The following is a 13,253-nucleotide window of genomic DNA, read 5'->3' as shown; positions in this document are numbered from 1 at the left end:
CGGGTGGTCCGGCCCGGTAGCCCGATGGTCCGGCGGCGCGCGCGTTCCTAACGTGGTGATCCCTTCCCACCGAACCAAGGAGCACGATGCGCGTCGTGTCAGCAGTCACCGCGGGCCTGGGCCTCGTCGGGTTGCTCGCGGGCCCCGGGGCCGCCGCGGACCTCACCGGGGCCGGGGCGCCCAAGGCCCAGCGTCAATCGGTCGGTTGGGGGCCCTGCTCCGCCGGCCAGAAGGAGCTGAACGAGGCGGGCGCGGAGTGCGCGAAGGTGGCCGTACCCCTCGACTACGCGGACCCCCGCGGCCGTACGATCGACATCGCCGTCTCCCGTATCAGGGCGAAGTCGCCGGGTGAACGGCGCGGCATCCTGCTCTCCAACCCCGGCGGGCCCGGCGGCACGGGACTCGCCCACACCCTCGCGCTGCGCCCCGCGTTGAAGGACGTGGCCGACCGCTACGACCTCATCGGCTTCGACCCCCGCTTCCTCGGCGAGAGCACCCCCGTCACCTGCGGCAAGGCCCCGCAGCCCGCGCCGCCTGCCCCGTCCACCACCCCGCGCCGGGACTTCGAGGACCAGGTGCGGTCCGCGCGCGACACCGCACGCAGGTGCCAGGAGCACGGCGACAACGCCGAGTTGCTCCCGCACGCCTCGACCAGGAACGTCGCCCGCGACATGGACGCCATCCGCGCGGCCCTGGGTGAGCCCAGGCTGTCGTACTACGGCATCTCGTACGGCGCCGACCTGGGCGCCGTCTACACCCAGCTGTTCCCGCGCCGGAGCGACCGCATCGTCCTTGACTCCTCGACCGACCCGGCGGCCACGCAGTACGAACTGTTCCAGCGGTCGGGCGCACCCGCGGAGGCGGCACTCGACGGACTCGATGGACTCGGTGGCCACGTGCGCTCCGACGTCCTGAAGCTGCTCGCACAGGCCGAGCGGCACCCCATCCCGGTGAAGGACGTGCGCCTCAACGCGCCGCTGCTGCGGCTGCTCTTCAAACAGCTCGTCCAGCACGAGGAGAACGACCCGCAACTCGTCAGCGTCGTCGACGACTTGAAGAAGGCCGCCGCCGGCGAGGAATTCGAACCGGGGCCCGCGCTGAGCGGACTCCTCGACCTCCTCTCGTCGCCCGAGCTGGCGGACAGCATGGCGGGCGGCGCGATCTTCATGTGCGGCGACGGGGGCTGGCCTGCGGGCGGCTGGCCGAAGAACCCCGAGACGTACTGGAAGAACATGCAGCGCAGCCGCGCCACCCAGCCGGTCTTCGGGCCGTACGTCAACGGCATGATCGCCCCCTGCGCGTTCTGGGGGACCGAGCCCCGCGAACCCGGCACGAAGATCCGCAACGACGTGCCCGTCCTGCTGCTCCAGGCCAAGTACGACAACAACGTGCCGTACGACGGCGCACTCGCCCTGCACAAGAAGCTCAAGGGATCCCGCCTCGTCACGGCGGACATCCGCTCCCACGGCGTCTACGGGCGCGGCGACAGCGGCCTCACCCCGGTCCCGTGCGCCGACAACACGGTGAACACCTACCTGCGCGACGGCAAGCTGCCCACGGCGGACGTCACCTGCGCGAAGCCGGACGCGAAGCCGAACCTGAAGACGGAGAAGACACGATGACCGACATCAGCAGGCGTACCGGCCTCACGGCGGCCGCGGCGGCACTTCTCGCGGGAACGGCCGCGACCGCGACCCCCGCCTCGGCCACTCCGCGTACCCCACGTACCCCTCGCGGCCCACGCGGACGCGCCCTCCAGCGCGGCGTCGACGCCATCCGTGCCACCGGCGCCAGCGGTGTCCTCGCCGAGGTGCGGGACGCGCGCGGCCGCACCACCGCACGCGCCGGGGTCGCCGATCTCGGCGACCCCGCGAAGGGCCCGGTGCCGTGGGGCGCGTACTACCGCATCGGCAGCGACACCAAGACGTACACGGCGACCGTCGTCCTCCAGCTGGTCGGAGAGGGACGGCTGAGACTGACGGACACCGTGGAACGGTGGCTGCCCGGTGCGATCCGCGGGCACGGCAACGACGGGCGCCGGATCACCGTCACCAACCTGCTGCGGCAGACCAGCGGGCTCAACGACTACATCACGGCGGAGAGCGGCGACTTCACCCCCGACGCGTACCGGCGCAACCGCTTCCGTTCGCAGACGCCGAAGGAGCAGCTGGCGGCGGCCCTCGCCGGACCCCCGCAGTGGCTGCCCGACGCGGGCGACCCGGCGGAGGAGCGGCGCTGGGGATACTCCAACACCAATTACGTCGTGGCCGGGATGCTCGTCGAGGCGGTCACCGGGCACCCCTGGGCCCAGGAGGTCCACGAGCGGATCATCGAACCGCTCGGCCTGCGCCATACGTTCATGCCCGGCAGCTCGCCGTACGTGCCGCAACCGACGGCGACGGGCTACACGTACTTCCCGGAGGAGACCCGCCCCGTCGACACCACCCTCGGCTACGGCGGGGGAGCGGACGGCTGCCTCATTTCGACGACGCACGACCACGGCGTGTTCCTGCGCGCGCTGCTGGGCGGCCGGCTGCTGCGCCCGGCCCAGCTGGCGGCGATGAAGTCGACGGTGCCGGTGCGGGACTGGGTCCCGGCCGACGGCGTCCGCTACGGCCTCGGCATCGCCTGCCGCCCCCTCGCCGGCCGCGACGACGGCATCTGGTTCCACGGCGGTACGAGCCTGGGCTGCGTCAGCGAGGGCGGAGTAACCCCGGACGGCGCGACGTCGGTGACCGGCGCGGCCTTCACACTGCGCCTCGACAGCGCCGAGACACACGACCGGCAGGCGCGAGCGGTGCTACGAATGGTGGACGAGACGCTGGCCGCGGCGGCGTGACGACGCGGGCCTGCCCGGCCCGGGTCCCAGGAGCTCGCCCCCTGCGCCCCAGCCCCTGCGCCCCAGCCCCTACGCCCCAGCCCCTACGCCCCAGCCCCTACACCCTCGGGGCGTGCCGCGTTCCGTCGCGGCAGTCGTGTCGCCGCCAGGGCGCCCAGCGCGGCCACCGCCGCCAGTGTCGTGAGCGTGGGGGGCATCGCGGAGAGGAACGCGGCGTCCGGCCACCGGGAGCCGCGTCCCCCCGTGTGGGGCGCGAGGGCCGTCATCAAGGTCGTCGCCACCGCGATACCCACCGTGGGGCCCACGTTCATCGCCGTCTGCTGGAGGCCCCCGGCCACCCCCGCGTCGGCCACCGGAGCATGGCGTACGACGACCGCCGTCGCGGCCACCATCACCGTCCCGAACCCCGCCCCCACCAGTAGGAACCCGGCCCCCGTCGCCACCGGCCCCGACCCCGCGTCCAGCCGCGACAGGGCCAGGATCCCGGCGGCGAGCACCGTCATCGCCGCCGTGAGTGTCCGACGCGGCCCCTGCCTGCGCAGCACCACCGCCGCGAGCGGCGCGCACACCACCATCATCACGGCGAGCGGCAGCGCCCTCAGCGCACAGTCCAGCGGGTCGAGACCGAGGACGTCCTGAAGGAAGTACGTACCGACGAAGAGCGCCCCGAACATCGCCGCGGACGCCGCGAGGAGGATGCCGAGCGCGGAACCGACCCCGGCCGCGCGGAGCAGGCGCGGCGGCACCAGCGGGCTCGCGGCACGCCGCTCGTGCCGTACGAACGCGCCGCCCGCGACGGCCGCCACCGCGAGGCCCGCCACCGTGGCCGCCGCCCACCCCTGCTCCGGCACCGTGACGAGGGTGTGCACCAGGCAGGCCAGCGTCAGCGCGAGCAGCCCCGCGCCGGGCACGTCGAGACCGGGAGCGGGGGCCCGCCGGGGCGCTGCCGGGACACGCACCACCAGCGCCAGTACGCCGATCACCACCGCCGGCACCACACTCAGGCAGAACACCGAGCGCCAGCCCAGATGCGTGGCGAGCGCCCCGCCGACCAGCGGCCCCGTGGCCGCCGCCAGGCCGATCGCGCTCATCCGCAGAGCGATCGGCATCCCGAGCCGGTCCGGCGGGAACGCGGCCCGCAGCATCCCGAGCGTCGCGGGCTGCAACAGCGCCCCGAAGACGCCCTGGGCCACGCGCAGCGCGATCACCCAGCCGATGCCGGACGCGAGGCCGACGCCCGCCGACGCGGCCGCGAAGCCGAGCGTCCCGACGGCGAAGAGCCGCCCGTGCCCGTACCGGTCGCCCAGCCGCCCGGCGAAGACGAGCAGGCTCGCCACGGCGATCAGATAGCCGGTGCTCGTCCACTGCACCTGCGCGAACGAGGCGTCCAGATCGCGTTGCAGAGCGGGCTGGACGACGGTCAGGGCGGTGCCGTCGAGCGCGACGATCATGGCGCCGAGGACGCTGCAGGCGAGGGTGAGGCGGCGTTGGGTTCCCGTGGTCCGGACCTCCGTAGCCGGTAGGGCCGGAGCGCTGACGGTTCTCGCGGTCATGAGGCCTCCGGCCCGAGGTGTGCGTCCAGCGCGGCCGCGAGCAGCGCCTCCACGTCGTCCTCGCCCGTCGCCAGCCGCAGGCTGCCCCACCCCCACAGCTGCGCGATCCCGTGCAGGTTCGCCCACAGCGCGCCCGCGACGACCCGCGCCCCGGCGCCCGACGCGGGGCGGGCCTCGGCGACCAGACCGGTCAGGACGTCGAAGAGGGGGAGGCTGGTCTCCCGGAGACCGAGCTCGTTGCTCTCCAGCAGGTCGTGGCGGAACATCAGCTCGAACATGCCGCGGTGGGTCACGGCGAAGTCGAGGTAGGCGCGGCTCAGGGCACGCAGCCGCGCGCGGGCGCCGTCGTCAGGACCGTCGCCCACCGCCTTCGCCACCTCGCCGCCCAGCTCCCCGAAGCCGCGCCGCGCGATGGCGGAGAGCAGCGACACGTGCGTGGGGAAGTAGCGCCGGGGCGCGCCGTGCGAGACGCCCGCCCTGCGCGCGATCTCCCGCAGGGTCAACGCCTGCACCCCTTGCGTCGCCACGAGCTCGACGCCCACGTCCACCAGCCGGGCCCGCAGCCCGGCTTCCTGTTCAGTCATAGACACTGTCTACTGCATCGCGTAGACAGTGTCTACGAAGAACGGACCGGAAGGCACTGTCCGTAAGGGGGTGGGTAGGAGATATCTTGATGTCGAGCAATGTTGCAGACGCGGAGCGGAGCACCCGGTGACTGACTCGACCATCATCTACACCCACACTGACGAGGCCCCGGCCCTGGCGACCCATTCGTTCTTGCCGGTGGTCCAGGCCTACGCCTCGACGGCCGGTGTCGGCGTGGAGACCCGCGACATCTCGCTCGCGGGGCGCATCATCGCGAGCTTCCCCGAGCGTCTGGAGGAGAGCCAGCGCATCTCCGACGCCCTCGCCGAGCTCGGCGAGCTGGCCAAGACGCCCGGGGCGAACATCATCAAGCTGCCCAACATCTCGGCCTCGATCCCGCAGCTCAAGGCCGCGGTCGCCGAGCTGCAGGGCCAGGGCTACGCGCTCCCGGACTACCCGGACGACCCGAAGACCGACGAGGAGCGCGACATCCGCGCCCGCTACGACAAGGTCAAGGGCAGCGCCGTCAACCCGGTCCTGCGCGAGGGCAACTCCGACCGCCGCGCCCCCGCGTCGGTCAAGAACTACGCCAAGGCGCACCCGCACCGCATGGGCGCCTGGACGGCCGACTCGAAGACGAACGTCGCCACCATGGGCGAGAACGACTTCCGCTCGACCGAGAAGTCCGCGGTGATCACCGAGGCCGGTTCGCTGCGCATCGAGCTCACCGGTGACGACGGCTCCACCACCGTCCTGCGCGAGTCCGTACCGGTCCTCGAGGGCGAGGTCGTCGACGCCTCCGTCATGCGCGTCGCCGCGCTGCGCGAGTTCCTCAAGGAGCAGGTCGCCCGCGCCAAGGCCGAGGGCATCCTCTTCTCCGTGCACCTCAAGGCCACGATGATGAAGGTCTCCGACCCGATCGTCTTCGGCCACGTGGTCCGCGCCTTCTTCCCGAAGACCTTCGCGGCGCACGGCGAGACCCTCGCCGCCGCGGGCCTGACCCCGAACGACGGTCTCGGCGGCATCTTCAAGGGCCTGGAGTCGCTCCCCGAGGGCGAGAAGATCAAGGCGTCCTTCGAGGCCGAGCTCGCCGAGGGCCCGGAGCTCGCCATGGTCGACTCCGACAAGGGCATCTCCAACCTGCACGTCCCGAGCGACGTCATCGTCGACGCCTCCATGCCGGCCATGATCCGCACCTCCGGCCACATGTGGGGCCCGGACGGCGGCGAGCACGACACCCTCGCGGTCCTGCCGGACAGCAGCTACGCGGGCATCTACCAGGTCGTCCTCGACGACTGCCGCGCCAACGGCGCCTTCGACCCGTCGACGATGGGCTCCGTCCCGAACGTCGGCCTCATGGCGCAGAAGGCCGAGGAGTACGGCAGCCACGACAAGACCTTCGAGGTCCCCACCACGGGCAACGTGCGGGTTCTCGACGGCGCCGGCAACGTCGTCCTCGAGCAGACCGTCGCCGCCGGTGACATCTTCCGCATGTGCCAGACCAAGGACGCGCCGATCCAGGACTGGGTCAAGCTCGCCGTCACGCGCGCCCGCGCCACCGGCAACCCGGCCGTCTTCTGGCTCGACGAGAGCCGCGCCCACGACGCCGTGCTCATCGGCAAGGTCGAGCGCTACCTCGCCGACCACGACACCGAGGGCCTGGACATCCGGGTCATGTCGCCGGTCGACGCCACCGCGTTCTCCCTGGAGCGCATCCGCCGCGGCGAGGACACCATCTCCGTCACCGGCAACGTCCTGCGCGACTACCTCACCGACCTGTTCCCGATCCTGGAGCTGGGCACCAGCGCCAAGATGCTGTCGGTCGTCCCGCTGATGAACGGCGGCGGCCTCTTCGAGACGGGCGCCGGCGGCTCCGCCCCGAAGCACGTCCAGCAGCTGGTCAAGGAGAACTACCTGCGCTGGGACAGCCTGGGCGAGTTCCTCGCCCTCGCGGTGAGCTTCGAGCACCTCGCCACCACCACGGGCAACGCCCGCGCGCAGATCCTCGCCGACACCCTGGACCGCGCCACGGCCACGTTCCTGGAGAACGACAAGTCGCCGAGCCGTCGCCTCGGTGGCATCGACAACCGCGGCAGCCACTTCTACCTCGCCCTGTACTGGGCGCAGGAGCTGGCCAAGCAGACCGACGACGCGCCGCTCGCCGAGGCCTTCGCGGCCCTCGCCAAGACGCTGGGCGAGCAGGAGCAGACCATCGTCGACGAGCTGATCGCCGTGCAGGGCTCGCCGGCCGACATCGGCGGCTACTACCAGCCGGACGCGGAGAAGGCCTCCAAGGTCATGCGCCCGTCCGCGACGCTCAACCAGGCGCTGTCGATCCTGGGCTGACGTTGCACGTGGTGCACACATTGCACACGTCGCCGTAGCGCAGTACCAAGAGGGGCCTCCCGCCGTACCGGCGGGAGGCCCCTCGTTGTGTCGGGTGCCCGGGCGGGAAGCGCTAGGAGCGGCGGCGGGGCTTGCCGCGCTTCGGGGCGCCGCCGGTGGGGCGGCCACCCTTGCCCTTCGGCTTCCCGGACGCGCCCGGCTTCCGCTTCGCCAGTGCCGCCTTCGCCCTGACCACGTCCTTGTCCGTGCCCTTGCCCTTCGGCGGGGTCTGGGCGCGGCCCCGGGAGCTGTTGACCGTCCGGCCGCGGACGATCCCGATGAAGTCCTCGACCAGATCCGTGGTCTCGGCCTCCGGCCACGCCAGGGCGACGCGCGACTCCGGGGCGTCCGTCACCGGACGGTAGGTGAGGTCCTTGCGGTGGTACAGGCGGGCCAGCGACTGCGGTACGACCAGGACGCCCACCCCCGCCGCCACCAGTTCCACCGCGTCCTCGGTCGTCGCGGGACGCTCGTACGCGGGCCGGCCCGGGCGCCGCTCCCACTCCAGCGTCTCGTCGAGCGGGTGGAACACGACCTCGTCGGCGAGATCGTCGACGGCCACCTCGTCGACCGCGGCCACGACATGATCCTTGGGGATCACGACGACCGTCGTCTCGGTGTAGAGGGGGATCGCGCTGAGGTCCGTACGGTCAATGGGCAGCCGTACGAAACCGGCGTCGGCGCCACCCGCGCGCAGCACGTCGGGCGCCTCGGCCGCGGCCGCGGTGAGGAGAGTCAGCGGGACGTCGGGCAGCCGCTCGTTCCAGATACGCACCCATTTGGCGGGCGTCACCCCCGGGACGTAGGCGAGCCGGAACGAAGGGGATACTTCCGAGCCTGTCACCTCGCCAGGCTACCCGCCGTGGTCAGGAACAGCGCACACGCTCGATACCCTTGACCCATGACGTCGCACCAGACCACCCAGACCATGAAGCCCGCGACCGCGGCGAAGAAGCTGGGTGTGTACCTCCAGGCCACGCCCGCCGAGTTCCAGGAGGGCGTCGTTTCGCGCAGCGAGTTCAACGCGCTGCAGACCGACCCGCCCGAGTGGCTCCAGGAGCTGCGGCGCAACGGCCCGCACCCCCGTCCCGTCGTCGCGGCCAAGCTCGGCGTCTCCATCGCGGGCCTCGCGCGCGGCGGAGTGACCGAGCCGCTCACCACGGAGCAGATCGACGCGCTGAAGGAGGAGCAGCCCGGCTGGCTGCGCCAGGAGCGCGCCACGCAGGCCGAGGTGCGCAAGGACGCGGTGCGGATCAAGGAGAAGCAGGCGGAGCAGGCGGAGAAGCGGGCGGCGCGCGGCGAGGACCCGCGCGACTGAGGGGCGCTCCGCGCTGAACCAAGGGGGAGGGGAGCCACGGTGACCGAGGCGGACGCCGCGAGTGCGTCGTACGCGCCCAACCCCTCGTACGCGACCACCGCACCCCCCATCGTCTTCGTCCACGGAACCCGCCTCAACGCGGGCCAGTGGAGCCCGCAACTGGCCGCGCTGCGGGACGACTTCGCCGTGGCCGCGGTCGATCTGCCCGGACACGGCGCCCGCTCCGAACAGCCCTGGAGCCTCGCCGCCGCGACGGAGGTCATCGCGTCCGAGGTGGACGCGCTCGACCGCGGGCCGGCCCTGGTCGTCGGCCACTCCCTCGGCGGGTACGCCGCGCTGGAGTTCGCCCGCAGCCACCCGGATCGCCTGCGCGGCCTCGTCCTCGCGGGCGCCAGCGCCTCGACGTGCGGGGCGTGGGCGACGCCGTACCGGTGGGCCGCGGGGCTCGTCCCGCGGCTGCCCGCGGACCGGCTGGCCCGGTGGAACGACCGCATGCTGCGACGGATGTACCCGCCGGAGGTCGTGGCGGACACCATCCGCTCCGGCTACGCGTTCCACACGCTGCCCGACGCCTGGGGCGAGGTCATCGGCCGCTTCGACGCGAGCGCGATGCGGCACGTCGCGGCACCCGTCCTCATCCTCAACGGAGAGAAGGACACTGTCTTCCGGTCCGGTGAGGCCGAGTTCGCCCGCGCGCACCCCGAGGCCCGCATCGAGCTGATCCCCGGCGCACGCCACCTCGCGAACTTCGACGAGCCGGACGCCTTCACCTACGCGGTAAGCCGCTTCGCGGACCGGCTGCCGGACGCCCCGGCCGCCGTCACGTGATGGTGTGGGTACAGTCAGCCCGCCTATGGCACGGCACCATGTCCGGTCACGTCGGCAACGGTAGGCGACTCGCGGTGTGAGCCGCTGGGGAGGTCAGGCCGCGGGGCAGAGTGCCGCGGTCTCGGCCGGGGCCGCGGTGCGGGTCACGGTCACGGAGACGGGGCGTGCGCCGCGGACGGGCGCGGGCTGCGGGCGGCGGCCGCGGGCGAAGACCACGACGCGGAGCACCGCGAACCGCGCGACACCGGCCAGCGCGGACGCGGACAGGTAGACGACCTGCTCCAGCACCGCACCGGGCGCGGCCACCAACTGCTGCAGGACCAGCATCGCCCCGCACGTCACCATGTACGCCGCCGCCGCGGACCCGGCCGACTGCACGTGCTGCCGCCAGGTCGCGCGGCCGCCCCCGCCGAAGGTGAAGCGGGCGTGCAGCTCGGTGGCGAGCACCGTGGAGACCGCGGTGACCAGCGCGTTGGCCACGGCCCACGGAAGCGAGAGGGCGAGGCCCGCCACGGCGAAGCTGGAGGCGAGTCCCACGCCGCCGCCGCAGAGCACGAAGCGGGCGAAGGCGCGTAAGGCGCCGGGGCCCCGGCCGCCGTTGTGGCTGCTGCCACCCCCACTGCCCTGTCGCTCGCCCTGTCGCTCGCGCTGTCTCTCTCTGCGCTCTGTCGATGCCATGTCCTGCTCCCCACCCCGTTGCGACGACCCACCGTGTCGCTGTGGTGCCATCATGGCACACGCGTGGTGCCATGGCGAAGGAATTATGGCGCCACGCGCGGCGGCCAGGCGTCAGGGGGCGTCAGCGGGCATCAGGGGGCGTCAGGCCGGAAAACACAAAGGGCAAGGAGAGAGCTCTCCTTGCCACTATCAACTTATAGCGTCCTGGGGGGCTTGCCACAAGGCCCCGGGCACGGCGCACAATCGTCGGCCGAAGCCACTACCTGCGGAAACGGGGCGCCGAACGATGGGCATGCAATACGTACTCGACCTTGCGGAAGTCGACGAGCGACAGACCGCCGCTGTCGGCGGCAAGGGCGCGCATCTGGGCGGACTGGCGCGGATCGGTGGCGTCCACGTGCCGGCCGGTTTCTGCGTGACGACCGACGCGTACCGGCACATCGTCGCGGAGACGCCCTCCCTCGATGACCGGCTCGACCGCCTGGCGCGGCTGAGCCCGGACGGCCAGGAGGGCATCCGGACGCTGAGCGCGGAGATCCGCCACGTCATCGAAGGCGTCGCGGTCCCGGACGACCTCGCGGAAACGGTCACCCGCGCAGTCGCCCGTACGGGAGAGCGGGCCGCCTATGCCGTACGGTCCAGCGCGACCGCCGAGGACCAGCCGACGGCGTCGTTCGCCGGGCAGCAGGACACGTACCTCAACATCGTGGGGCCGGAGGAGATCCTGCGGCACATCAGGCGCTGCTGGGCCTCGGTCTTCACCGAGCGCGCCGTGGTCTACCGCCGGCGCAACGGCGTCGACCACCGCACGGTCCTGATGGCCGTGGTCGTACAGCGGATGGTCTTCCCGCACGCCGCCGGGATCCTCTTCACGGCCGACCCCGTCACGGGGGACCGGAAGACCGCCACCGTGGACGCGGGCTTCGGCCTCGGCGAGGCGCTGGTCTCCGGCCTGGTCAATCCGGACGTCTTCACGGTGCGGGACGGCAGAGTCGTCGACAGGACCATCGCCGCCAAGGAGCGCGCCGTGTACGCCCTGCCCACCGGCGGCACCGAGGAAGTGGCGGTCGACGCACGACAGCAGAAGGAACCGGCGCTGACGGACGACCAGGTCGTGGAGCTCGTACGGATCGGACGTCACATCGAGGCGCACTTCGGCCGACCGCAGGACATCGAGTGGTGCCTCGCCGACGGCGGCTTCCGGATCGTGCAGAGCCGACCGATCACCACGCTCTTTCCCATCCCCGAGCGCGAAGCCGAGAGCGGCAGCGGCCAGCGGAACCGCGTCTACGTATCCGTCGGCCACCAGCAGATGATGACCGACGCGATGAAGCCCCTCGGGTACTCCATGTGGCAGCGGACGGCCATGGCCGACATGTGCGAGGCCGGGGGCAGGCTCTTCGTCGACGTGACCCCGCGCCTGGCCTCGCCCGGCACCCGCGCGGCCCTCCTCGATGTCATCGGCAAGAGCGATCCGCTGACCAGGGACGCGCTGGAGACGGTCATCGACCGCGGCGACTTCGTCGTACCGTCGCCCCCGGCCGAGGAGCCATCGCCCGCCACCCCGCCCGCGACCGCGCCCGCCACCCCGCCCCCCGCCCCCATCGAGACCGACCCCGCCATCGTCACCGAGCTCATCGCCCGCAGCGAGGCCTCCGTCGCCGCGCTGGAGCGCGACATCCGTACGAAGTCCGGACCGGCGCTGTTCGACTTCCTCATCGAGGCCTTCGTCGAGCACAAGCGGGTCCTCGGCGACCCCCTGAGCTTCCAGGCGCTCATGGCGGGCATGGACGCCACCTGGTGGCTCAACGACAAGCTGCGGGAGTGGCTGGGGGAGACGAACGCGGCCGACACGCTCACCCTGTCCGCCCCGGACAACATCACGTCCGAGATGGGCCTCGCGCTGCTCGACGTCGCGGACGCGATCCGCCCGTACCCGGAGGCCGTGGCGTATCTCCAGGGCGTCGAGGACGAGGACTTCCTGTCGAGCGACGAGCTGGCGGCGCTCCCGGGCGGGGCCGAGGCGCGGGACGCCATCGAGGCCTACCTCGACCGGTACGGTGTGCGCTGCGTCGGCGAGATCGACATCACCAGGCCGCGGTGGCGTGAGCGCCCCACCGCGCTCATCCCCGTGATCCTCGACAACGTCAGGAACTTCGGCCCCGGCGCCGCCGCACTCCGTTTCGAGCAGGGACGGCAGAAGGCGGCCGAGAAGGAACGCGACGTGCTGACGCGGTTGCGGGCCCTGCCGGACGACGGGGACCTGAAGGCCGACGAGACCAAGCGGATGATCGACCGGGTCAGGACGTTCATCGGGTACCGGGAGTACCCGAAGTACGGCATCATCCAGCGCTACTTCGTCTACAAGCAGGCCCTCCTGGGGGAGGCCGAACGCCTGGTGCGGGCGGGCGTGCTCGCCGAGAAGGAGGACATCTTCCACCTCACCTTCCAGGAACTCCACGACGTGGTGCGCACGCACCGGCTGGACCCCGGACTCGTCCAGCGGCGCAAGGACGACTTCCGGTGGCACGAGGAGCTCACGCCGCCCCGCGTACTCACCTCGGACGGCGAGGCCCTCACCGGCGCGTACCGGCGTGACGACGTGCCCGACGGCGCCCTGACCGGCCTCGCGGTCTCCGCGGGGACCGTCGAGGGGCGGGCCCGCGTCATCCTCGACATCGCGGACGCCGACCTGGAAGCGGGCGACATCCTGGTCACCACCTTCACGGACCCCAGCTGGTCGCCGCTGTTCGTCGCCGTCGCGGGCCTGGTGACCGAGGTGGGCGGCCTGATGACCCATGGCGCGGTGATCGCCAGGGAGTACGGCCTGCCCGCCGTCGTGGGCGTGGAGAAGGCGACCCGGCTGATCCGGGACGGCCAGCGGATCCGCGTCCACGGAACGAGCGGGTACGTCGAGATCCTCGCTGCCCCGAACCCCGCCGAACTGCGGATCAGCCCGGACGTGGAACGAGTCACCGGCCGCGCCCCGCGCTCCTTCGGCGACTGAGTCGACCGCAACATCACCGCTTTCGGTCAAGACTCACCCTTGGATTGCATAAAACTTCGG

10 protein-coding genes are annotated in these 13,253 nt (G+C 72.3%); 6 read left to right on the top strand and 4 right to left on the bottom strand.

Features of this window, described 5'->3' with window-relative positions:
* The first annotated feature begins 86 nt into the window (after positions 1 to 86).
* Together NOO62_RS07870 and NOO62_RS07865 are read left to right on the top strand one after the other, a co-directional pair.
* Positions 87 to 1,622: an alpha/beta hydrolase gene (locus NOO62_RS07870; RefSeq protein WP_268770180.1), complete on the top strand. Its 1,536-nt coding sequence runs from the start codon at positions 87 to 89 to the stop codon at positions 1,620 to 1,622.
* Positions 1,619 to 2,839 carry a serine hydrolase domain-containing protein gene (locus NOO62_RS07865; RefSeq protein ID WP_268770179.1) on the top strand — a complete coding sequence of 407 codons (1,221 nt, stop codon included), beginning with the start codon at positions 1,619 to 1,621 and terminating at the stop codon, positions 2,837 to 2,839. The genes NOO62_RS07870 and NOO62_RS07865 overlap by 4 nt, the downstream gene beginning before the upstream one ends.
* An 83-nt stretch (positions 2,840 to 2,922) precedes the next feature.
* On the opposite strand, the gene NOO62_RS07860 is transcribed toward NOO62_RS07865, so the two are convergent.
* Together NOO62_RS07860 and NOO62_RS07855 are read right to left on the bottom strand one after the other, a co-directional pair.
* A complete protein-coding gene (locus NOO62_RS07860) occupies positions 2,923 to 4,392 on the bottom strand; it encodes an MFS transporter (protein WP_414930778.1) in 1,470 nt (489 codons plus the stop codon).
* Entirely contained in the window at positions 4,389 to 4,976 is a 588-nt protein-coding gene (locus NOO62_RS07855; RefSeq protein WP_268770178.1) for a TetR/AcrR family transcriptional regulator, read from the bottom strand. The genes NOO62_RS07860 and NOO62_RS07855 overlap by 4 nt, the downstream gene beginning before the upstream one ends.
* A 127-nt stretch (positions 4,977 to 5,103) precedes the next feature.
* Between NOO62_RS07855 and NOO62_RS07850 the strand changes: the two genes are divergently transcribed.
* Complete coding sequence (locus NOO62_RS07850; RefSeq protein WP_268770177.1) at positions 5,104 to 7,323, top strand: NADP-dependent isocitrate dehydrogenase; 2,220 nt, start codon at positions 5,104 to 5,106, stop codon at positions 7,321 to 7,323.
* 112 nt (positions 7,324 to 7,435) lie between these two features.
* Here NOO62_RS07850 and NOO62_RS07845 read toward each other — a convergent pair whose 3' ends face one another.
* Entirely contained in the window at positions 7,436 to 8,206 is a 771-nt protein-coding gene (locus tag NOO62_RS07845; RefSeq protein WP_268770176.1) for a LysR substrate-binding domain-containing protein, read from the bottom strand.
* Between the two features lie 57 nt (positions 8,207 to 8,263).
* Between NOO62_RS07845 and NOO62_RS07840 the strand changes: the two genes are divergently transcribed.
* Together NOO62_RS07840 and NOO62_RS07835 are read left to right on the top strand one after the other, a co-directional pair.
* The gene (locus tag NOO62_RS07840; protein ID WP_268770175.1) at positions 8,264 to 8,680 is read left to right on the top strand and encodes a DUF5997 family protein; all 417 of its coding nucleotides are present in this window, start codon (positions 8,264 to 8,266) and stop codon (positions 8,678 to 8,680) included.
* 39 nt (positions 8,681 to 8,719) lie between these two features.
* Positions 8,720 to 9,508 (top strand): alpha/beta fold hydrolase, encoded by a 789-nt coding sequence (locus NOO62_RS07835; RefSeq protein ID WP_414930777.1) that lies wholly within the window; start codon positions 8,720 to 8,722, stop codon positions 9,506 to 9,508.
* Between the two features lie 93 nt (positions 9,509 to 9,601).
* On the opposite strand, the gene NOO62_RS07830 is transcribed toward NOO62_RS07835, so the two are convergent.
* Entirely contained in the window at positions 9,602 to 10,186 is a 585-nt protein-coding gene (locus NOO62_RS07830; protein WP_268770174.1) for a hypothetical protein, read from the bottom strand.
* A 286-nt stretch (positions 10,187 to 10,472) separates the two neighbouring features.
* Between NOO62_RS07830 and rph the strand changes: the two genes are divergently transcribed.
* Entirely contained in the window at positions 10,473 to 13,193 is a 2,721-nt protein-coding gene (gene rph / locus NOO62_RS07825; protein WP_268770173.1) for a rifamycin-inactivating phosphotransferase, read from the top strand.
* Positions 13,194 to 13,253 lie beyond the last annotated feature (60 nt).

The organism is Streptomyces sp. Je 1-369 (assembly GCF_026810505.1).
In the GTDB taxonomy this organism is placed as follows: Bacteria; Actinomycetota; Actinomycetes; order Streptomycetales; family Streptomycetaceae; genus Streptomyces.
This window is presented reverse-complemented; position numbering and strand designations above follow the sequence as displayed.

Coding starts and splice junctions, on each gene's coding strand:
- NOO62_RS07870 (WP_268770180.1), top strand. CDS start 87: ATGCGCGTCGTGTCAGCAGTCACCGCGGGCCTGGGCCTCGTCGGGTTG.
- NOO62_RS07865 (WP_268770179.1), top strand. CDS start 1,619: ATGACCGACATCAGCAGGCGTACCGGCCTCACGGCGGCCGCGGCGGCA.
- NOO62_RS07860 (WP_414930778.1), bottom strand. CDS start 4,392: ATGACCGCGAGAACCGTCAGCGCTCCGGCCCTACCGGCTACGGAGGTC.
- NOO62_RS07855 (WP_268770178.1), bottom strand. CDS start 4,976: ATGACTGAACAGGAAGCCGGGCTGCGGGCCCGGCTGGTGGACGTGGGC.
- NOO62_RS07840 (WP_268770175.1), top strand. CDS start 8,264: ATGACGTCGCACCAGACCACCCAGACCATGAAGCCCGCGACCGCGGCG.
- NOO62_RS07830 (WP_268770174.1), bottom strand. CDS start 10,186: ATGGCATCGACAGAGCGCAGAGAGAGACAGCGCGAGCGACAGGGCGAG.
- rph (WP_268770173.1), top strand. CDS start 10,473: ATGGGCATGCAATACGTACTCGACCTTGCGGAAGTCGACGAGCGACAG.